This window comes from Synechococcus sp. A15-127 (assembly GCF_014280215.1).
GTDB lineage: Bacteria > Cyanobacteriota > Cyanobacteriia > PCC-6307 > Cyanobiaceae > Parasynechococcus.
In genome coordinates, this window is sequence record NZ_CP047948.1 from 447,465 (window position 1) to 464,581 (window position 17,117).

Annotated in this window: 23 protein-coding genes and 1 tRNA gene; 4 read left to right on the forward strand and 20 right to left on the reverse strand. The window is 54.2% G+C overall.

The window, feature by feature from the left end; genetic code table 11:
* Positions 1-36 precede the first annotated feature (36 nt).
* The 5 genes from SynA15127_RS02365 to SynA15127_RS02385 form a co-directional block, all read right to left on the reverse strand.
* Entirely contained in the window at positions 37-951 is a 915-nt protein-coding gene (locus SynA15127_RS02365; protein ID WP_255475545.1) for a HEAT repeat domain-containing protein, read from the reverse strand.
* A 169-nt stretch (positions 952-1,120) separates the two neighbouring features.
* Positions 1,121-2,002, reverse strand: a complete 882-nt coding sequence (locus tag SynA15127_RS02370) for a phycobilisome rod-core linker polypeptide (RefSeq protein WP_186484858.1) — start codon at positions 2,000-2,002, stop codon at positions 1,121-1,123.
* A gap of 361 nt (positions 2,003-2,363) precedes the next feature.
* The gene (gene mpeA, locus SynA15127_RS02375) at positions 2,364-2,861 is read right to left on the reverse strand and encodes a class 2 C-phycoerythrin subunit alpha (RefSeq protein WP_186484859.1); all 498 of its coding nucleotides are present in this window, start codon (positions 2,859-2,861) and stop codon (positions 2,364-2,366) included.
* Positions 2,862-2,908: 47 nt separating this feature from the next.
* A complete protein-coding gene (locus SynA15127_RS02380; protein WP_186485535.1) occupies positions 2,909-3,445 on the reverse strand; it encodes a bleomycin hydrolase in 537 nt (178 codons plus the stop codon).
* Between the two features lie 174 nt (positions 3,446-3,619).
* Positions 3,620-4,816, reverse strand: coding sequence for a HEAT repeat domain-containing protein (locus SynA15127_RS02385; RefSeq protein WP_186484860.1), 1,197 nt, complete (start codon positions 4,814-4,816; stop codon positions 3,620-3,622).
* Between the two features lie 272 nt (positions 4,817-5,088).
* Between SynA15127_RS02385 and SynA15127_RS02390 the strand changes: the two genes are divergently transcribed.
* Genes SynA15127_RS02390 through SynA15127_RS02400 form a run of 3 tightly spaced genes read left to right on the forward strand, consistent with a single transcriptional unit; the run spans position 5,089 to position 5,984 of the window.
* Positions 5,089-5,409 carry a hypothetical protein gene (locus SynA15127_RS02390; protein WP_186484861.1) on the forward strand — a complete coding sequence of 107 codons (321 nt, stop codon included), beginning with the start codon at positions 5,089-5,091 and terminating at the stop codon, positions 5,407-5,409.
* Positions 5,410-5,411: 2 nt separating this feature from the next.
* Positions 5,412-5,699 carry a Nif11-like leader peptide family RiPP precursor gene (locus SynA15127_RS02395; protein ID WP_186484862.1) on the forward strand — a complete coding sequence of 96 codons (288 nt, stop codon included), beginning with the start codon at positions 5,412-5,414 and terminating at the stop codon, positions 5,697-5,699.
* Positions 5,700-5,750: 51 nt separating this feature from the next.
* Entirely contained in the window at positions 5,751-5,984 is a 234-nt protein-coding gene (locus SynA15127_RS02400) for a Nif11-like leader peptide family natural product precursor (protein ID WP_186484863.1), read from the forward strand.
* Positions 5,985-5,996: 12 nt separating this feature from the next.
* Here the strand turns inward: SynA15127_RS02400 and SynA15127_RS13465 are convergent, their stop codons facing one another.
* From SynA15127_RS13465 to SynA15127_RS02450, 11 genes are all read right to left on the reverse strand, one after another.
* Positions 5,997-6,302, reverse strand: a complete 306-nt coding sequence (locus SynA15127_RS13465) for a CpeR family transcriptional regulator (protein WP_255475546.1) — start codon at positions 6,300-6,302, stop codon at positions 5,997-5,999.
* Between the two features lie 3 nt (positions 6,303-6,305).
* Positions 6,306-6,920 (reverse strand): chromophore lyase CpcT/CpeT, encoded by a 615-nt coding sequence (locus SynA15127_RS02405; RefSeq protein WP_186484864.1) that lies wholly within the window; start codon positions 6,918-6,920, stop codon positions 6,306-6,308.
* A 10-nt stretch (positions 6,921-6,930) separates the two neighbouring features.
* Positions 6,931-7,473: a phycobiliprotein lyase gene (locus SynA15127_RS02410; RefSeq protein ID WP_186485536.1), complete on the reverse strand. Its 543-nt coding sequence runs from the start codon at positions 7,471-7,473 to the stop codon at positions 6,931-6,933.
* Positions 7,474-7,765: 292 nt separating this feature from the next.
* Positions 7,766-8,500 carry a phycobilisome rod-core linker polypeptide gene (locus tag SynA15127_RS02415; protein WP_186484865.1) on the reverse strand — a complete coding sequence of 245 codons (735 nt, stop codon included), beginning with the start codon at positions 8,498-8,500 and terminating at the stop codon, positions 7,766-7,768.
* A 74-nt stretch (positions 8,501-8,574) separates the two neighbouring features.
* Entirely contained in the window at positions 8,575-10,221 is a 1,647-nt protein-coding gene (locus SynA15127_RS02420) for a phycobilisome rod-core linker polypeptide (protein WP_186484866.1), read from the reverse strand.
* Positions 10,222-10,277: 56 nt separating this feature from the next.
* Entirely contained in the window at positions 10,278-11,162 is an 885-nt protein-coding gene (locus tag SynA15127_RS02425) for a phycobilisome linker polypeptide (RefSeq protein WP_186484867.1), read from the reverse strand.
* Between the two features lie 150 nt (positions 11,163-11,312).
* Positions 11,313-12,020: a pentapeptide repeat-containing protein gene (locus tag SynA15127_RS02430; RefSeq protein WP_186484868.1), complete on the reverse strand. Its 708-nt coding sequence runs from the start codon at positions 12,018-12,020 to the stop codon at positions 11,313-11,315.
* Between the two features lies 1 nt (position 12,021).
* Positions 12,022-12,780, reverse strand: coding sequence for a phycobilisome rod-core linker polypeptide (locus tag SynA15127_RS02435; RefSeq protein ID WP_186484869.1), 759 nt, complete (start codon positions 12,778-12,780; stop codon positions 12,022-12,024).
* 66 nt (positions 12,781-12,846) lie between these two features.
* Positions 12,847-13,428, reverse strand: coding sequence for a phycobilisome polypeptide (locus tag SynA15127_RS02440; RefSeq protein WP_186484870.1), 582 nt, complete (start codon positions 13,426-13,428; stop codon positions 12,847-12,849).
* Positions 13,421-13,846 carry a hypothetical protein gene (locus SynA15127_RS02445; protein ID WP_186484871.1) on the reverse strand — a complete coding sequence of 142 codons (426 nt, stop codon included), beginning with the start codon at positions 13,844-13,846 and terminating at the stop codon, positions 13,421-13,423. The genes SynA15127_RS02440 and SynA15127_RS02445 overlap by 8 nt, the downstream gene beginning before the upstream one ends.
* Before the next feature lie 34 nt (positions 13,847-13,880).
* Positions 13,881-15,173, reverse strand: coding sequence for a BCD family MFS transporter (locus tag SynA15127_RS02450; protein WP_186484872.1), 1,293 nt, complete (start codon positions 15,171-15,173; stop codon positions 13,881-13,883).
* A 255-nt stretch (positions 15,174-15,428) separates the two neighbouring features.
* Here SynA15127_RS02450 and SynA15127_RS02455 point away from each other — a divergent pair, with 255 nt between their 5' ends.
* On the forward strand, positions 15,429-15,749 hold the full coding sequence (locus tag SynA15127_RS02455; RefSeq protein ID WP_255475547.1) for a hypothetical protein: 321 nt from the start codon (positions 15,429-15,431) through the stop codon (positions 15,747-15,749).
* On the opposite strand, the gene SynA15127_RS02460 is transcribed toward SynA15127_RS02455, so the two are convergent.
* The 4 genes from SynA15127_RS02460 to SynA15127_RS02475 all read right to left on the reverse strand — a co-directional run bounded on the left by SynA15127_RS02460 (position 15,750) and on the right by SynA15127_RS02475 (position 17,084).
* Positions 15,750-16,040, reverse strand: coding sequence for a hypothetical protein (locus tag SynA15127_RS02460; protein WP_370594011.1), 291 nt, complete (start codon positions 16,038-16,040; stop codon positions 15,750-15,752). It abuts the gene before it with no gap.
* Positions 16,011-16,083 (reverse strand) — tRNA-Phe (locus tag SynA15127_RS02465). The genes SynA15127_RS02460 and SynA15127_RS02465 overlap by 30 nt, the downstream gene beginning before the upstream one ends.
* 25 nt (positions 16,084-16,108) lie before the next feature.
* Positions 16,109-16,834: a ComF family protein gene (locus SynA15127_RS02470; RefSeq protein WP_186484874.1), complete on the reverse strand. Its 726-nt coding sequence runs from the start codon at positions 16,832-16,834 to the stop codon at positions 16,109-16,111.
* Positions 16,809-17,084, reverse strand: a complete 276-nt coding sequence (locus SynA15127_RS02475; RefSeq protein WP_186484875.1) for a DUF2470 domain-containing protein — start codon at positions 17,082-17,084, stop codon at positions 16,809-16,811. The genes SynA15127_RS02470 and SynA15127_RS02475 overlap by 26 nt, the downstream gene beginning before the upstream one ends.
* Between the last annotated feature and the right edge of the window lie 33 nt (positions 17,085-17,117).

Sequence of the window (17,117 nt, forward strand, 5' to 3'; positions counted from 1 at the left end):
GTGCCCTTGTTGGCATTGGCTTTTGCGCCTGTCTTCTCACAAATCCCTACTTAGTATGTTGATGGCAACGTTGAATACTGCTTGAACTGTGTCATCTTCCTCTGTTGACTTTGCTGTTTCTATGCTTTCGACTGAATTGTATGCTTCTAATTTCATCAGTGCCATCGCAGCATTCTTTCGTACCTGATTGTCTTCGTCGATCAACTTTTTGCACAGCATATGTTCAACATCTTCTGCATCGCATGATTTTCCAATCAGTGTAACTGCTTCTGCTCTGACCTCCGGTGAGATGTCATCTAGTGCTTTGAATACTCTGATTTGCGCCCGAGGATCATCACTCTTTTGTATTTGATCTCCTAATGCTGAAATTGCAGCAACTCGAACTTCAGCCACGTTTGAATCTGCAGCCTCTAGCAATGCCTCGGGTGCTTTGGCACCGATGAAACTTAGCGCCAGGTTGATCAAGCCAACCTGAAATGGTGTGCAGTCTGGATTTTTCAGGATTCCTAGTAAGGAATCCATGGCGTCCGGTCCAATGGTTGCCATCGCTCCAGCAGAGGAGCCGAGTACCACTGGATCATCGTCTTCTAAAAAGGCTTCAAGCAGATAAGGTAAAGCGTCTTTGTTGCCGATTAAATTGAGCGTTTTAGCTGATGCTCTTCTGACAATGACATTTTGGTGTTGTCGAAGTGCTTTGCAAAGAATTGGTAGAGCTTCGTCTCCTACAGCGCTAAGACTCTTTGCAAAGGTCAGTCGTAGGGCGCCTCTCGCATCTCCGAGCCCGGCGACCATGCGCTCGAGTGACTCTGTATCTGATTGAGGGATTTCACCTTCACCTAACTGTGTGCTGAGCTCATCAGCAAGCTGCAGTGCTTCTTCTTCCGTGAGTTGGCTTCCGCTGATCGATGAGACATCGGTGAAATCCTGGAGCACTGCAAGCACTGTTGTCATCCTCCAATCAATCTAATCGACGATGTTCACCTGTTGTAAACGGGGGGCTTGCGTTCGAATCCTTACCCTTACGGACCGATTGATTTCAAGAAAAAAGCTCCCTTTCGATGAAAGGGAGCTGATTCGAACCAAAGATGGCTCAAGCTTGTTTCTGTTTGGAAACGTCAGCTCAGAAGTGGATTCCGAAAGGACGGAAGGCAACGTAGCCGGTCTGTTTCGGGGGCTGGTGTCCGGAATACTGCTGCTGCGGCAGTCTGGCAGCAGGTTTTGCGACCGCTTGGTAAGTGAAGGTGACAGGCCTCGATGCCTTGGCGGCTGCGGTAGCCAGAGGGTTCAAGGTTCTGCTGCGGCTGCCCTGCGCGTTATCACTTACGGCAACTTTAGTGCTGGCCAGCTCTCTCATCATGTTGAACGATGATGTCATCATCCCTGCATAAGAATCAGCTGTACGCCAGTTAGGGACGATGTCAGAGCCGAAGACTTCAGCATACTCAGCACAATCTGTCAGGCTGTCTATCAAAGCATCAAAGCCTTCTTCAGCTTGGAGTTTGATGCTTTTCTGAATTTCAGCTTGGTTTAGAGGAGCGCGGCCTAGCAGGTGCTTAAAGTTCAGTTCAATGCCACGCTGTGGAGCAACAGAATGGAAATAGTTCTGCTTGTAGAAGGGGGATTTGGCGAGTCCATTGACGAAGTCACGAACTGTGATTTCGCCATTCATCAGGCGAACTTCCAGTGATGTGCAGCGTTCGTTTTCGGTCGGAGGCAGATTCCCGTAAACCTGTCTGTAGGCAGCAATGATTGTGCGCTCCAGTGCTGCTGAATCGTTTGGATGGTACTCATCAAAGACTGAACCAAACGGACATTCGCTGTGCAGTCTTGGCCCAATACCAAGCCCCATCGTTGAGCAGGTGTTGCGCTTAAATTCAGCGATGGATCCAGCAACAGTGCGATGGACCGTGTTTTTGCCAGCTTTGCTGGCCATGGAATAGGAGGCAGGCTTGGTGCGGTTGGCTGCAGCCATGCCTTCCGGACTTGTTTGCGTACTTAGCATGATGAGAAATAGGGTTGAGTTTGATGATTTTATGCTCTCTCAAACATGCTGGCCAGATCATGAATTGAATTGGCTCTAGAAAGCGTGTTGGAGAGGGAGGTACAGTGACGCGTAATCAAAAAACGGTTGTTTCATGATTGATCACTGAATGTGAGCATTCAGCTCGTCAAGAAATGCAGTCACCAACGCATTAGGGCGGTTTATTGATATGGCTCTCAAGATTCAGCCAGTGATCGACCTCTTGTTATTTGACAGTAAATCAATTGGTTGGTTCTCGAATAATGATGGGTAAAAAAAAGGGGGAGGGCATTTGCCCACCCCCTCCATCAGATCGAGTACATCACTCAGCTTGAACTGAGAATCAGCCCAGGGAGTTGATGACGTAGTCGAGAAGCTGGTTGTAAGCGGTCAGAGCCTGAGCGCTCATGTCGCGAGGAGCACAACCGCGGGAGCGGATGTGTGAGAAACCAGCAACGTAGGTTCCAGCATCGATGCTGAGTGCTTTGTACACTTCCTTCTGACCGTTGATGGCCAGCTCATCGAGGGGGCCGGTACCGCCGGTGACCAGGCAGTAGTTGATCAGACGCAGGTAGTGAACGAAGTCACGCTTGCACTTCTCTTTGCCTTCAGTGGCGCACTTACGGGGCTGACGGCCTGTAGCTCCATTGGGGTACTGGCTGTAAACAGCGTCAACAGCTTCCTGAGCAACCTGATCGTAGTTGCCGGCCAGCTTTTCAGCAGCCTCGAGGCGAGCAGCAGCGCGTTGGATGGAGCCCTGGACGGACTCCATGTCGGATGCTGAGGGGAAACGGGAAGCGCTGTCGGCTGAGCCGACGACGGTGGTGATGACGGATTTCATGATTGAAAAGAGGGTTGTTCGAGATGTACAGAAATGAAATCTCTGGGTCAGCTGATAGCGCTGATCACCATGTCGAAGTAGCTGGCAGCTTCACCGGCCAGGTTGGTGCAGTCACCAGAAGTCAGAGCCATTTTCTTGGCCTGGCTGTTGGTGTTGGTGATCAGAGCACCTGCAGCAGCCTTCATGATGGCCACGGCGCGGGCAGCGGATCCGGTAGGAACGCCCAGGGCAGCGTAGGTTTCACGCAGGCCGTTCAGGCAGCGGTCCTGCAGAACTGAAGCGTCACCAGCCAGAAGGGCGTAGGAGACGTAACGGAGAACGATCTCACCATCGCGCAGGCAGGCAGCCATCTTGCGGTTGGTGTAGACGCCACCGTTGGGGGCGGTCAGACCAGTGTTCTCGCAGCAGATGCCGGCGACGGCGTCGGATACGATGCAGCTGGCGTTGGAAGAAATCGCGTTAACAGCGTCAAGGCGCTTGTTGCCATCAGCGATGAAGGACTTCAGGGAAGCGAGTTCGCCTCCACCGATGAAGGAGCCGCTGGAATCGGCCGAGACAGCAGCCCGGGAAAATGCGTCGAGCATGAGGTTGGGGAATACGTTGTTGGAGGAGATGCATTCCGCATCGAGATGGACATTAACCCTGCTCAACTGACAGATTTCCATGAGGAGCACGTCAGGACACACAAATTGACAAAAGGAAAATCAGCAACGCCCAACTTCAGTGGGCGTGGTTTTCAGTGAAGAATCTCCCTTTAATCATGACAACTGTTTAAGCACCTGTCGGCAGGTCCACTTCAGTGGTAGCCAATGAGCGGACACTGCAAGCTCCTCCAGGATTGGTCTCTGATCCGATAGTCCCAAGCTCAGGCATCCCCAGGCAGCCGCGATCCTGGATTTTGTGTACTGCGGAATCGTTTCGGCTAAGGCAAGGCGGATCAGCTCACTGCGTTCGTCAAGTTTCTCCAAGCTGACGACTGCTGTCAGGTAGTAGTGGGTGACGTAGTCACTCCATAACTTTTGTTTGATCTCATCAATCAAAACTATTTTTTCAGGCATACTCATGGCCATTAGGCTTGCAGCGCCGCCGTATTGACGGGCCTCGTCGCGGTGTTGAAGATTGTTTTCTATTTCAATGGCATCAACAGAGCAGATCCATTCCTGTCGGAGTTTTAGTTTTCGGGGGTCGTCTTGTAGAAGTTTCGTCAACAATGCTTGGTACTCGTCAGGTACATGGCATTTTTTCTCTGGGTCAACCAGTTGAAAAGCACTTCTGGCTCGTAGAGACATCGATACAGGTGCGGTCACGAGGACCTCAAGCCTGGTGACGTCACCAGCATCACCAAGATCAATCACAGCGGATCGGCGTCTCCCAGCTATGGGATCAATCAGCTGCGAGACGAGAGTATCCAGTCCGGAAGTCTGGCGGTGCACCTTGGCCAGATACGCTCTAGCTGCACCGGAGACCAGAGGGTTGGAGTCGTCCGCTAGGGGGCGGATTTTCGCTTCTGCACTGGCCACTTCCAGTCGACAGAAGGCCTGGACCACAGCCCTTTTCTGGATATCTTCTCCTTCGAGTGCCTTCAGCAGATTCTTGTGGTCGGTGTCTGTCAGCGGTGCGCCGATCCTGGTGATGGCATCGACGGCGTTGATCACGGCAGCTTCGTCAGTGCAGGACAACGCCTGAAACAGAGATGGCAAGGCTTTGGGGCTTTTTCTTCTGCCAAGCGCTTCGATCGCTTTTCGTCGGGTGATGCGATTAAACAGATGCTCTGGACTTAACTCCGAAGCCTTGATCAGGATGTCAAGTGACTCTTCGGAATCGCTAGCTCCCAGTCTTGTTGCAGCCATGTATTTGTCTACCGGACGATCCAACGTGTCTGGATCGGCAAGAATCACGGCTAAGGCGCGCTCCTCGGTCAAGCCCTCAACCAGATTGTCGAACCGCTCTGCCATGTTGTAAGTGCGAACAAGGAAATCGTTGGATCCTGATCATGACGATCTGATGAGCAGGCTCACCAGAATATTCGGGTTGGTTCTGAAGGATCTACGGTTGAAACTATGAAAAAATTTGCATTTTATTCTAGCATCATCCTGGTTTGGATGAATAGTTGCACCAGTTGCGGCAAGGCACGAGGCTTGGCTAATCGGCCCAGCTCAAATCCTGCATTTTTGTAACGAAGTGCAGTTGGTTCGCTGTTATACTCGTCCGTATTGGTCAAGCGCTTATGCCTGTTTCTCCTGAGCGTGAACAAGCCCTCCTGGAATTTGTCGAATCTGTCCAAGGTCGTTCGGATGTACAGACTGAGCTGAATAAGATCACAGAACTGGATCAGTTAAAAGAGATTGTTCATCAGATTGAGCCAAGTTTGAACGGATCTGCATTGATCCCTTATGAGCAGGCGACTAGTCCACCAAAGATAATTATTGATTCTGGCATCCTTGAGCAAAAGATTCCGTGGCGGTTGCTGAGGTGCCCTGGTGGCCCATTAGTGCTTCAAATGATTTGCGACAAGGTCAACTTTGCACTCTGGATCGAAAGTTGTTGAGCATGGCATCATCATCACTGTTGATTGATGAATTCATCCAGTCTGTTGTTTATGATCATGCGATTGCTACAGGATTGAAGTCGTGTGTGTCGGATCAACAGATTGTTGACTATGCGGCGTCCCAAGGATTTTTGTTCCCATTGAGCGAATGGGAGCAATATGTGTCATCAGATGCGGCCTCTCTGAGTGATTTTGAACTGGAAAAGATTCGAGCTGTGCCTGTTGAGCATTGGTCATGGGCGTTTAGAAAAACTTTGCAATGGCGTGCCATGTTGATGGATGGTGCTTGAGCCAGGGAATCCGTCTAAGATGGATAAGACGCTTCCCAGTCTGGGCCTCACATGACCGATTCGGCCTCTAACGCAAAGAAGGATTCAACTCTAGAATCATTTATTGCATTGGTTCGCCAAGATCCCGAACTGCAAGCTGAAATTAAAGCTGCTTTAAATCAGGATCAAGTCATTTCAATTGCTGCCTCTAGAGGTTATGAATTTGACTCCTTAACTATTTTAAGAAAATGGAGTAAGCATACGAATTTTTCTAAAGATACCTGGATGGGATGGTTTGAAGAATGAATTTCCTTCAATTCAAGAATTTATTTCTGAATATCTTGTAGCTTTACTTCCTTTTTTGGCCCAATACGTGACTAAGTTCTCGCCACCAGGTCGAGGAACACTCGCGGTAGCTTGTAAAATCTTAAATGAGCGCCTGGGACCCATGGGCCAATTGCCAATCGCTTTAACGGTTCTAATCTTGCCGCCGATGGCTTGAATACATAAATCAAATTTGTCTAGCTGAGTCTGATCTACAGTTTCAAAGATAAAATCACTCCCAACACATATCAAATGATGTGATCGTATCCAGGCCTTCATTTGTTTTTCGTGGTCTAGCATTCTTCAGGGCTTTGCTTGAAGCCATTCATTGGTAATTTCATCGGCAAAGCTTGAGGTTCTTTTGAAGCGCAGTAAGCCATGTTCAGATCCCCAGACTTGTTCGTTGGTTTCTGGATCAAATCCACGATCGCGACTAATCCAGTTGGTCTGATTGAACTCAACTTCACTGACTAAATACGTTAATTTTCCGTCCCGCGGAACCAGGCAATTTTTGCCTGGCTCAACATTGCCGATGTAGTGTCCAGGCTCTTTGGTCTGAAATTGCATTGCGCAGCCGCATCGTTTTTCAAACGAATCAATGCGGAGAGCATCTAGGAGTTCAGGATTTCGTCCGGCTCCAGCAACTCGGCGAGAATCGGCAAAGCCATAATTTTCCATCACGAACAGATCGTGAACCATGGTTAAACGATGAATTCCTTGCCGATATGGATCCCAGGGAGCATAGTCATAACATTGCTCGGAATAAAAGCCTGGACCTTGAAAGATATGCCATGGCAATGGTCGGAAATAAATGTTGATGCGTGCAAAATCTTTCGGGTTGTTCTGTGATTGATCGAAGTTGTCGTAAGAGCCCGCAAGGGTCTTTGCAAATTCGGTGAGGGCCAAATGATCACTCATACATTTATTCCTATGCTGATATTCTTCTGACTTCGGAGGCGAATGATGTCTGTAGGATTCCTGAGCCGCCAGATGTCTTTAGGACGGAAGATCTGCAGCGCACATTTTCAGAAGCAAACCAGATCCTTTCTTCTGCAATTGATTGCTCGTAATGCGTTGTGAGTAGAAACGTTCCGTCATCTAGGAAGTGATACGTGGATTCGGCAGGTTCTGACTCTGCGTATCCCACGCTCCTAATCAATGTTCCGGAGGAATCGTCTTTTTGTAATGGGATGATTAGGCATGAGCCTGAGGAGACTTGTGATGGATCGTCCGGCTCCCAGTCACTTTCGGCAGACCACTGCATTTTGAAGGGAGCAACAACATTGGAGTTGTTTGCGTGAGCTACATTTGAGCTTTCAAGGAGTCCCTGAATGTCTCTGTGGTTTTTATTGATTGATTCAATATTGATTTCGCTAAGGACGTCTTCAAATTGTTGAAAAGCGAGAGAATGTCCAGATCGCATTGAGCGCCATTGCCCCAGGCTTTGAGCAACAAATCGCTCAATTGTCATTCTGTCTAATGGTTGGATCGATAGTGCGATCATCCAGTGGCGGACGGTTGATTTGCATCATGTTAACCATGGAGTCGATCATCATCGACATGGCCATTGGTGTTGAAGCTACTGATTGCTGAAAATCAGTGGTCTGAGTCGGTTGTTCGCTCGATGTTGGGCGAAGAATTGGCATGAGGAAAACCGTTTTCAGATGTGAAATTGTTGAATGTGTCAGCGAGGGGGCATTTGGATGCCCCCTCGCCCATCATGACTGATTCGCTTGCTTAGACCGCGGAATCGGTGGGAAGGATTAAGCCTTCGCAATAGAAATGATCTTTCCCCCTTGGGCGAGAATGGTTCGTATGGTGGCCGACATGGAAGTTTGGCTAACCACCGATTTTTGGACAGCGCGTCGGTTGGCACCAATTTGACGGCTTGACGTCCAATTGATGGTCAAGGAGCTTGCGTTGCCAACACTCTTGCGTTCAAGAATGGTTGGTGAGTTGTCTGAGCAGAGGCTCTTCAGCAATTTGGAGTCACGTCGGGCGTTGTCATAACCTGAGTAGCCGGCATCCAATGCACTAGCTCTGGTGTAGTTCAGGGTGCGGCCTCCAATCATGCTTTGTGAGGCGCGATTGTAAGGAACCTGATCGACACCGAAAGCAGAGAGATACTCTTCGCTGTAGGTGTAGCTGGCAATCTCGACCTCAAATCCTTCGTCTTGAAGCAGGCGCACGTGACTCATCAGTTCAGCCTGATCATGAGGTGGTCGACCCAGAAGATGCTTGAAGTTTAGTTCAACGAATTTGTAAGGGCCGTTTGGCTCTAAAAACAGCCTCTTGTATGTTTCCGATTGGGCGAGAGCTGTGACAAATCCCTGGACAGTAAGATCGCCATTCATGAACAGTGCCTCCAGTGAGGTGTTCACATCGAGTTCCATCAGGTGTCTATTTCCAAAGACCTGACGGTACGCCTGGAGAATGACCTCAGCGGCATGACTGCTATCAACATTGGCTTGTGAGGCAAGAGTCGTGGGCTCAGTCATGGTGCTGGGGTTGAGTTGAAAATCTGTGGGAGCCGGAAGATTACCTGGCTCCCAATGTGGGACTTGATCTGCTCTTACATCACCTCGGTGATGGACACGATTTTGCCACCACGTGCATGGATGTACTTCATCTGGCTGGACATGTCTTTGCCGGAAACGAGATAAGTGCTGCCAGCAGTGCGCTGGCGAGAACGAGCCGTCTGGTTAGCGACGACAATCCGGAATCGCTTCTTGGTTGGATCAGGAGCACCGGATTGGGTCCCGGTGCGGTTGATCCGTGTTGTTGTCGCGCTCCAGCCAGCTGGAACAAGGCCCGTGGCCACGGAGGTGACGAGAGAGGAGCTACTTAAAACTGTGTCACTTGCTGCGTAACCTTCCGCAAGGCTGAGATGCCGATTGAAGGCCACCTGTGAGCGGCCGTTCTCAGTGAGGATCCTCGCGTAAGGAACTGTGTCCTCACCAAAGATGCTTTGGTACTCAACGCTGTCGACGTAGCTACAGATTTCAGCTTCATATCCACCTTCGGCGAGGATTCTGGTGTGTTCGCTGATTTCTGCTTGGGATTGGGGAGCTCTGCCCAGGAAATGCTTGAAGTTCAGCTCGATAAAGCGATAAGGAGCGTTGGTTTCGAAGAAGCGGCGCTTGTATTCAGCTGAAAGACCCACAGCCCTCACGAATTCTCGGGTGCTCAGATAGCCATCAATGAATTTGCTTTCCGCGGAGAGGGCCCGTTCGAACTCCATCAGATGAGGATTCCCCATCACCTGTTTGTATGCGGAGCGGATCAGCGCATTGAGTTGATCAGGGCTGTCTCCTGGGCAACGCTGGAATGTCTCCTGTTCACGCTGGCCAAGACCAAAGGTGACGTAAGCGTCGCCGCGCAGTGGAGCGGTGTCCCTCCCGCTTGTAATTCCAGGATCCTTGCTGCTGAAACGTCCTGTGGTGAAGCTTGCGGATGGACGAACCCCGACTGCCTGACTGGGGACACTGATGCGGGGAGCGATGCCGCTGGCCAGGCTGCGGGTCAGCGCCGGGCTTCCTCCACGGGCACTGTCACTGCCGGCGAAACTCCTCTGGAGAGCAGCCAGCATCGGGAAAGCAGCCGTCGAAAGGTCGGCCGGAGAACTCCAGGACCGGGCATAAGGAACCACATCGCTGCCGAACACCTCAAGGAATTCAGCGGAGTCGACGATGCTGTCGATGAGGGCGTCCTGTCCGTGTTCCGCCTGCAGAGTGATCATGGCGGAAACTTCAGCCTGACTTTCCGGAGCGCGGCCTAGCAGATGTTTAACGTTCAGTTCGACGCCCCGCTGCGGAGCAACACTGTTGAAAAAACGGCTCTTGTAGAAGCTGGACTTGGCCAGGCCGCGGACGAAATCGCGCACAGTTAAACGCCCGTCCCTGAGTTGAGCCTCCAGTTCTTTGCACCGCTCGAAATCCATCACGTGGGCATTACCGAAGACCTGTCGGTACGACGCTGCAATGACCGCATCGAGAGAGCCATCGTCCTCAGGGCTGTAGCACTCACTGGTGACGCGATGGGGGCAGTCCGCATGGCTACGGGGACCAACCCCGATGGCCATCTGATCGCATGACTGCTTCAGGAACTCCCCGATTGTCAGGGCAGGCTTCTGACGACCACGGCCTTTGCGTTGGAAGCTGACGGGAGAGTCCCACTTCGTCGTGGCACCGAAGCCGAGTGAGGGTTGATTGCTGGCCATTGTTCAGGTGAGGGTGAGGAGAGTGTCGGGGAAGTCGCGAGTAGTGATGGTGGGCTTCAGGTCACCGGCGTGATGCTGGCGATCTTCCCTCCTTCGCGGTGGATGCGTTTGAACTGCTCGGAGAGCTTGTCGAACGGCACGTAGAAGACTCGGTTGCCACGGGCGTAGCGGGAGATCCGACGCACGTTGTTGGCGCTGTATCCGGTGACCTCTACTCGGTAGGTGAGGCCCTGATCGCTGGCTCCAGCGCCAAGGCGAGTTGGAGCATCCTGCAGATTCCGGGCCGGACGGAAGCTCCATCCAGAGGCCTCTCTCGAGGAAGGGGGGACGACAGCGATGGGGCGATTTTGGTAGGCCGAGCCACCGAGCTTGCTGCTGATGCCTGCCAGGTCTCCTTTCAGACTGCTGCTGCTGTTGCCGCGAAGGAGCTGGAAGCTCCAGGTGAATTCCTGCAAGGTTCCGCAGCTCTCGGTCTTCCAGCCCCGCTGGAACGGAACCGTCCACTCACCGAAGGCATTTTGGTATTCGTCGCTGTCGAGGAAGCTGTCGATGTCCGAGTCGTATCCGGTGCTGTCAAGACGTTCGGAATGGCAACGCATCTCCTCGAAGTCGACCGGTGCACGGCCCAGCAGATGGCGGAAGGCAAGCTCGATGTAGCGATACCGCGCGCAGCTTTCAAAGAAGCGGCTGCGATACAGGTCGCTCTTGGCGATGCGACGAACCAGTTCACGGACGCTGATTTCTCCGAGTTTGAACTGGGATTCCGCGACGACTTGGCGCTCGCTGTCCATCACATAGGCATTGCCGAGCACCTGCTTGTAGACAGCCCGGATGATCTCTTCCTTCCTGGCGTCGTCATCGCAGGGGACCAGCTCAATTGGCGCCTCACTTTCATCAGAGAAGCGTTCGACCCCGAGCAGCGAGGCAGGACCGAAGGGCATGGATGTTCACGCGTTTTCGCCATGCAATCGTCCGTCAGAAGCGCTCAAGCGGAGCGGGTTCTTTATAAACCTCAATCAGTTGTGTTCAAATGTTGCGTGCCATGACGATATCGGCCGTCTGCCCAGGGCCGGACGCGTTTTCTTTCAAGGTCAAGATTGATTTCTGAGCGATTCCAGACTTGCTCTTGTGGTGGAACGGGTGATGGGGTTCCAGCAATCAAGTTCGTGCAACGGTCGGCTCAGGAGGGCGTCGAGCTGGGCTTCAAGGCCGCTGCAGGATGAGAAATCGGTCCCTCGGATGGATTCGATCGTGTCGAGAGCGGCTCCCTCGAGGTCAGCTCCGCGCAGATCAGCCATGTCCAGTTCACTATTGCCGAACCTGGTCCCTCGGCACATGGCGCCCCGCAAGGTTGCAGAGCGAAGGTCTGATCCTGCCAAGGAGACTCCGTCCAGCAGGGCTCCGCTCAGGTCTGCCCCGCTTAGGTAAGCACCCATCAGCACGCTGCCGCGCAGATCCATGCCGCGCAGATCTGTGCTGTTGAGATAAACGCCATTGAGCTTTGCGCCAGGCCCAACGGCTCCACTGCTGCGCAGATCAAAGTCCTCTGGCACTGACGTTGAACTGTCGTAGCGCGCTAAGCGGAGGTCCGCTTCGTCGAGTCGGCAGCGACTGAGATCAGTGCCTCTCAGGTCGCAGCGACAGAGTTGTGCCCCCCGGAGATCGAGTTCGCCCAGATTCAGACCGCTCCAGTTGGCTCCGCGAGCATCCATCGGCGTGGCACCGGAATGCTCGGGCAAGCGGTCTTCCGGAGCCGTCCAATCACGCAGATTGAGAGATCCGGATCTGGGTAGCGGCATCTCAGGTGCGCAACATCTCAAAGGCGATCGTAAGGATCACCCGGCCGACTTCGAAACCGCCGATGGCTGCGAGACCGAGCCAGAGCTTCAAAGCCCAGGCAGGAGGTTGGCCGTTGCTCCATGTTGACGAGATCATCGACGCATTGAGCTGAGCGCTGGACGTCGAGCAGCCTCTTTTGGCCAGGGCGTCACGCCAGTCCGAGCCGTAGCGCGGAAAGCGTTGATAGATCGGCATCTCTCCGATGGGCTGTCCGGGGATGACACGATTCCGCTGCCGGGGCAGCAGGTCATAACCAAAGGCTTGCAGATACTCGTCACTGTCAAGAAGGCCGTCCACAAAATCTGTGAAACCTTTCTCTGCGATGAGGATCGACCAAGCCATGCGCTCTCCCTCCCCATAGACGGGGCGTCCAAGAACGCGGCCTACCACCTGGTCGACCATGCGGTAGTTCGTACTGCATTGAAAGTACCCCTGCTGAAAACGCTCGGACAGCAGAAGGCCTCGAATGAAGTCGCGCATCGTGATGTTGCCACTGCGCAGCTGTGATTCCAGGGATGGATCGCGATCGGATTGCATCGCATGAAAGAAGATCTGCCTGTAGGCCTGCTCAATGAGCTCGTCGAGATCGCTTCTGATGTCTGCATCTCCGCTTCCAACGGATCCGGTCAGCGGCGGGCGAGTGGTGTCTCCATCGCCGTCCAGATTGGTGACCCGGCTGTTCTGGGTGCTGAGGGGGTAGGCGCGGAGGTCGATCACCATTCGCGGTTAGGTAGAAATACTTGGCAATATCCTCCTTTGAATGGCATTTGATCGGGCAGCGGCTTATCAGCTCTTAACTGCACTTTCATTGAGGTTTCTCATCAGATGATGGAAGCAGGCTGAGATTTGCTGCTGCTGATCAGGGTTGTGCGTCTCCTTCCGTGTCAGATGGTGCAGTTCCTCCAGCGCAATGGTCATGGCGTGGATAGGTACCCCCTTGAGGGCGTACAGCTTTCTGAGTGCCGCCATGCCTTCTGGGTCTGTAAACGCGCTTCGGCCTGAAGCGATGGAATAGATCAGAACCCGGAGGAAATGCCAGCAGTCTCTCCAGCAGGCTTCCGCGCGTTCTTCAGGATGCAAAGCCCCGCCGGGGGCCGTCAGTTGGGGTTGCTGCATCAGTAGATGTTGGCGTGCCTCTGTGACCAGTAGCTCCGCTCTGTCCTGAAGAGTCCTCGGAAGACGAGGGTCAACGCCAGAGAGTGTGCAGATTTGCAGGATCTCTTCGTCGTGGAGGCCTCGCCGCTGCTGATCGGCGGAAGCAAGACAGCGCCGAACTTCTGCCGGAAGCTCAGGGTCTTGCGCGAGACCCAGCACCCGCGCCTGTCGGATCAGTCGCTGCAATGTCGCATCGGGCGTTTGTTCATCCATAGGGCATTGCGGCGACCGGTGTCGCGGTCAGCCAGCCGTGGCGCTCGAGGTAGAACGCCCAGGTGATTCGTCCGCCAAGCCCTGGGCAATGTTGCTGGGCAGCAAGAACCAAATGGTGATCGACCGCGAGTTTTTCAAGCAGGCCGCCAGCCTCATCTGCCCCCTGCACCTGTGCGGCTCGTATGGCTGCACCGACCACCCAGGTCAATCGGGTGGCCTCGAGGTCAACCTCCCCCTTCTCACACGCCAGCAGCAGGTTGCAGGGTGTGCTGATGGTGACAAGGGTGTCCTGCCAGAGGCGGATGTCGTCACGTTTGAGATCGATCCGCAGTCGTCCGATGCCCCCATGGATCTCCAGTTCTCCTTCGGTCGACCGTTCAAGTAGGGGAAGCAGATCCGGATCCGAAAGGAGGTCCATCTGCTGACCGACAGTTCAACCATGTAAGCAGGGCTCAGTCGTCGAGACTGGCCATTAATAAGGTCTCCAGCTTCGTCTCCGTATCCTTTCTGAACTCAGCTGTGTTGAGTCGACCGAGGATCCAAATGGCAATGAGGACCACGCCTGCTTCGATCACGAAAACGAAGGCGAACGCGGGCAAGGGTTGATCAGCCCCACTGACCAGGCGACCAAGGTCAAGCAGCCCGCCTCCAATGACCTTGCCCAAGGCACGTGACATCGCCTGGGCCAGTCCCCAAACACCAACGAAAGTGCCGGCCAGCTGGGGCAGGGTGAGGTCCAGCATGAGTGATAAAGCGCTGTTGGTTCCGATCCCGGCAGAAAGACCGAAGAGAACCATCACAACGAGGAGGGTTCCAGTGTTTGCGATCAAGCCCGCTGCCACCAGCAGCAGAAGGGAGGCCAGAATCATCCAGCAGCCGGTGCGAGCGGATCGAAGCTTGCCGAAGGTCGGTGTGAACCAGAGACCTGCGATCAGCAACCCCGCGAGTGTCCCAGTCCCCCAGAAGGCATTCAGAAGCGTCGTTTTTGAGATCGGCATCCCGAAGACCTCGGCACCGTAGCTTTCGAGAATCGGATCTTGGAGAAAGAGGCCGAGGGTGAAGCAGAGCAGAAAGCCGAAGAAGATCAAAATCTGACGGCTCGAGCGGATCAGAGCCCATGACTGGCGCAGGGTGACGCCCTGTTTGCTTGCTTGGTTACCCGCTTCCATGCGTCTGGCCGGTTCGATGCCGATTGTTGCCAGCAGCACGATCGCGCCGATGATCAAGGCAACCCTGTTCATGAACGTCTGAAGAGCAGCCTTGAGAACCTCCGGGTCGCTGATGCCGTCGAGAGAGCGAGTGGTGATCGAGATCGCAATGGCTCCCGCGATGATCCCGATGGTGAGCATGCACCAGATGATTCCGACCGCGCGGGGGCGTTCCGACTCGTCCGTCAGATCGATCACCAGTGCCAGATAAGGAGTGGAGGCCGCTGAGATCGCCAGCCCGTAGAGGGCGAACAGACCGCAGAGACAGAGCGTCCATCCAGTGATGGCCATGGCTGCGCCGTTTTGAAGTGCGGAAGCGGTGGCGAAGATCACTGGGATCGAAAGGGTGGCCAGTCCACAGAAGCCGGCAGTTCCCATCCAGATGTATGGAGTGCGGTGGCGTCCCCTGAGCGGCCACCGATCGGACACCTGTCCGAACATCACCCTGGCGGGCGCCATCAGCTGTTCGAAGGCCAGTGCACCACCCACCAGCAGCGCCGGGAAGGCGAGCTCGGAGATCATTATTCGGTTCAACATCCCGGCAAATATCACGGCCAGACACCCGAGGCAGCCCTGAAACAGGCTCAAACGGGCCAGCTGAAGCGGACGCAAGCTGCACCCCTGATGAGTTCTTGGCCCAATCCTGCCTCCTGACGTTCCGGTCTGTGGACAGCTTCTGCAGCATCGATACCATCGGCGAAATATCCGACGAGGTGCGTTTCGGTGGCCCTTTCTTTCCAGCGGTCCGAGTTCGAGCAGCAGCTCTGTGCGCAGTTGCACAGCCTCAGTGAAGTGGCTGAAGCACTGGCAGACCGAGTGCTGGAGCTCGAAGCTCGCCTGACCGCTGTTGAGGGGCAGCAGGTTTCTTCGGAGGTTCGTGATCTGATTCCAGATCAAACCGCTGAATTGCTCTCGGCCAGTGAGGCCAAAGTGACGGAGTTGCGCAGTCGGCTGGCCCCGGCAGAGATCCTCTCGATTGCTCAGGTCCCGCAGGATTCGTTAGAGGAGCAGGAACAGGTCGAAGTTGATGACCAAGAATGTGATCCCTCTCCGGGCGAGAGCGACGAAACCACATACGTCGATGATCCGCAGATCGACCTGCTTTCTGCCTGATTAGCTCAGGTCGAGAAGACGAATCCTGAATGCTGCCACCTGACGAGCCATATCAGGCGAACTGATCACGAACGGATGATCGGCCATGGCCTCAAAAACAGCTTCCAGCCTTTGTTCCGCAGCCTCGTCATCCGTACTCCTCTGCGCCACAGACTTCCAGGTTCGATCGAACACCATCGCGAAACTGTCAGCGTTGTCAAAAACGCGATCAGTCGAGGAATCCGGCGTAATGGAGGACACGACAGATTCGGCATCGGTTGATGCCAGGACCCAGATTTGAACTGGGGACACGGCGATTTTCAGTCGCCTGCTCTACCAACTGAGCTATCCCGGCGCGTCGCCTGCGCGACAAAGTCATCTTAGATCACCGCCCGTGGCAGACGGTGTCCTTGATTCCGATGCAGCGGGGTGCGGGCCAGACAGATCACTCCCTTGACGAGCAAACCATTCTCCTGCAGTGCGTTTTGAGCTGCCAGTGCCGTCCCTCCAGTGGTCAGGATGTCGTCCACAAGCCAGAGAGTGTGTTCTGCAGAAGGCTGGCGGATCAGTCGGAAGCTCGCGCCTGGGTTGCTCAGACGTCTGAGTCGGTTCAACCTGTGCTGGCTTGTTCCGGCGAAACGGCGTTCCAGAAGATTGGCTGAGGCCACGCCTAGACCATCCACCAAGCGCTCTGGGAGAGGGTTCTGGCGCCGTTTTTTCCAGCTCGGGATCGGCACCAAGAGATCGCACGGCTGAAAGGTCAGCGTCAGTTTCAGCAATGCGATCAGGGACTTCAGGCGTTGGTTGTCAGGGGTCTCGCGCAGCCGGAGCAGAAGCGAGCGCAGACCTCCCTCGTAATGACCGAGCGCTCTCCAGGGCAGCGGGGTGTCACCCTGCAGGCCTCCCTTGGGAAGCCGGAGTTGCGTCTGACAGGAGTCGCATGGGATAGGCCCTCTGGAGTCGGAGACCGATCTTCGGCAGAGGGTGCAGTAGGGCTGTACAAGAAGACGTCGTGCCGAGAGAACCAGTGACTTCAGAACAGTCGGGAGGAATGCTGATCTGAGTGTTCCCCGATCTTGTTCAGTCTTCTGTCCGGGGCATGGCACGAAGCATCGCCACCAGGGTGCGATGGGCGTCCTCGCTGTCGCTGAGCGCGTGGTCGAACGGAATGTGGAGATCGCTCCCATCCACGTTGAGCAGCATCCCACTGGCCTGAACCTCGAGCATGCTGGCCTCAGAGGGAGAGTCGATGCCGCCGTAATGACGGGCATAGGCCAGAACAGCCTCGGCATGGTCGTCGTTCATGTGAGCGCAGATGCGTGCACTCACCTCAGGAGTGAGGGGGTCGGCCGACATGGTTCTTGCAATGGGGTGCAGGGGGGGGCTTTG

Excerpts from the sequence above, each read along its gene's own strand:
- SynA15127_RS02370 (WP_186484858.1), bottom strand. The coding sequence starts at position 2,002 with ATGCTAAGTACGCAAACAAGTCCGGAAGGCATGGCTGCAGCCAACCGC.
- SynA15127_RS02405 (WP_186484864.1), bottom strand. The coding sequence starts at position 6,920 with ATGAGTGATCATTTGGCCCTCACCGAATTTGCAAAGACCCTTGCGGGC.
- SynA15127_RS02450 (WP_186484872.1), bottom strand. The coding sequence starts at position 15,173 with ATGTTGAACCGAATAATGATCTCCGAGCTCGCCTTCCCGGCGCTGCTG.
- SynA15127_RS02385 (WP_186484860.1), bottom strand. The coding sequence starts at position 4,816 with ATGGCAGAGCGGTTCGACAATCTGGTTGAGGGCTTGACCGAGGAGCGC.
- SynA15127_RS02410 (WP_186485536.1), bottom strand. The coding sequence starts at position 7,473 with ATGACAATTGAGCGATTTGTTGCTCAAAGCCTGGGGCAATGGCGCTCA.
- SynA15127_RS02420 (WP_186484866.1), bottom strand. The coding sequence starts at position 10,221 with ATGGCCAGCAATCAACCCTCACTCGGCTTCGGTGCCACGACGAAGTGG.
- SynA15127_RS02430 (WP_186484868.1), bottom strand. The coding sequence starts at position 12,020 with ATGCCGCTACCCAGATCCGGATCTCTCAATCTGCGTGATTGGACGGCT.
- SynA15127_RS02425 (WP_186484867.1), bottom strand. The coding sequence starts at position 11,162 with ATGCCCTTCGGTCCTGCCTCGCTGCTCGGGGTCGAACGCTTCTCTGAT.
- mpeA (WP_186484859.1), bottom strand. The coding sequence starts at position 2,861 with ATGAAATCCGTCATCACCACCGTCGTCGGCTCAGCCGACAGCGCTTCC.
- SynA15127_RS13465 (WP_255475546.1), bottom strand. The coding sequence starts at position 6,302 with ATGCTAGACCACGAAAAACAAATGAAGGCCTGGATACGATCACATCAT.
- SynA15127_RS02445 (WP_186484871.1), bottom strand. The coding sequence starts at position 13,846 with ATGGACCTCCTTTCGGATCCGGATCTGCTTCCCCTACTTGAACGGTCG.
- SynA15127_RS02390 (WP_186484861.1), top strand. The coding sequence starts at position 5,089 with ATGCCTGTTTCTCCTGAGCGTGAACAAGCCCTCCTGGAATTTGTCGAA.
- SynA15127_RS02435 (WP_186484869.1), bottom strand. The coding sequence starts at position 12,780 with ATGGTGATCGACCTCCGCGCCTACCCCCTCAGCACCCAGAACAGCCGG.
- SynA15127_RS02395 (WP_186484862.1), top strand. The coding sequence starts at position 5,412 with ATGGCATCATCATCACTGTTGATTGATGAATTCATCCAGTCTGTTGTT.
- SynA15127_RS02475 (WP_186484875.1), bottom strand. The coding sequence starts at position 17,084 with ATGTCGGCCGACCCCCTCACTCCTGAGGTGAGTGCACGCATCTGCGCT.
- SynA15127_RS02400 (WP_186484863.1), top strand. The coding sequence starts at position 5,751 with ATGACCGATTCGGCCTCTAACGCAAAGAAGGATTCAACTCTAGAATCA.
- SynA15127_RS02365 (WP_255475545.1), bottom strand. The coding sequence starts at position 951 with ATGACAACAGTGCTTGCAGTGCTCCAGGATTTCACCGATGTCTCATCG.
- SynA15127_RS02440 (WP_186484870.1), bottom strand. The coding sequence starts at position 13,428 with ATGGATGAACAAACGCCCGATGCGACATTGCAGCGACTGATCCGACAG.
- SynA15127_RS02380 (WP_186485535.1), bottom strand. The coding sequence starts at position 3,445 with ATGCTCGACGCATTTTCCCGGGCTGCTGTCTCGGCCGATTCCAGCGGC.
- SynA15127_RS02415 (WP_186484865.1), bottom strand. The coding sequence starts at position 8,500 with ATGACTGAGCCCACGACTCTTGCCTCACAAGCCAATGTTGATAGCAGT.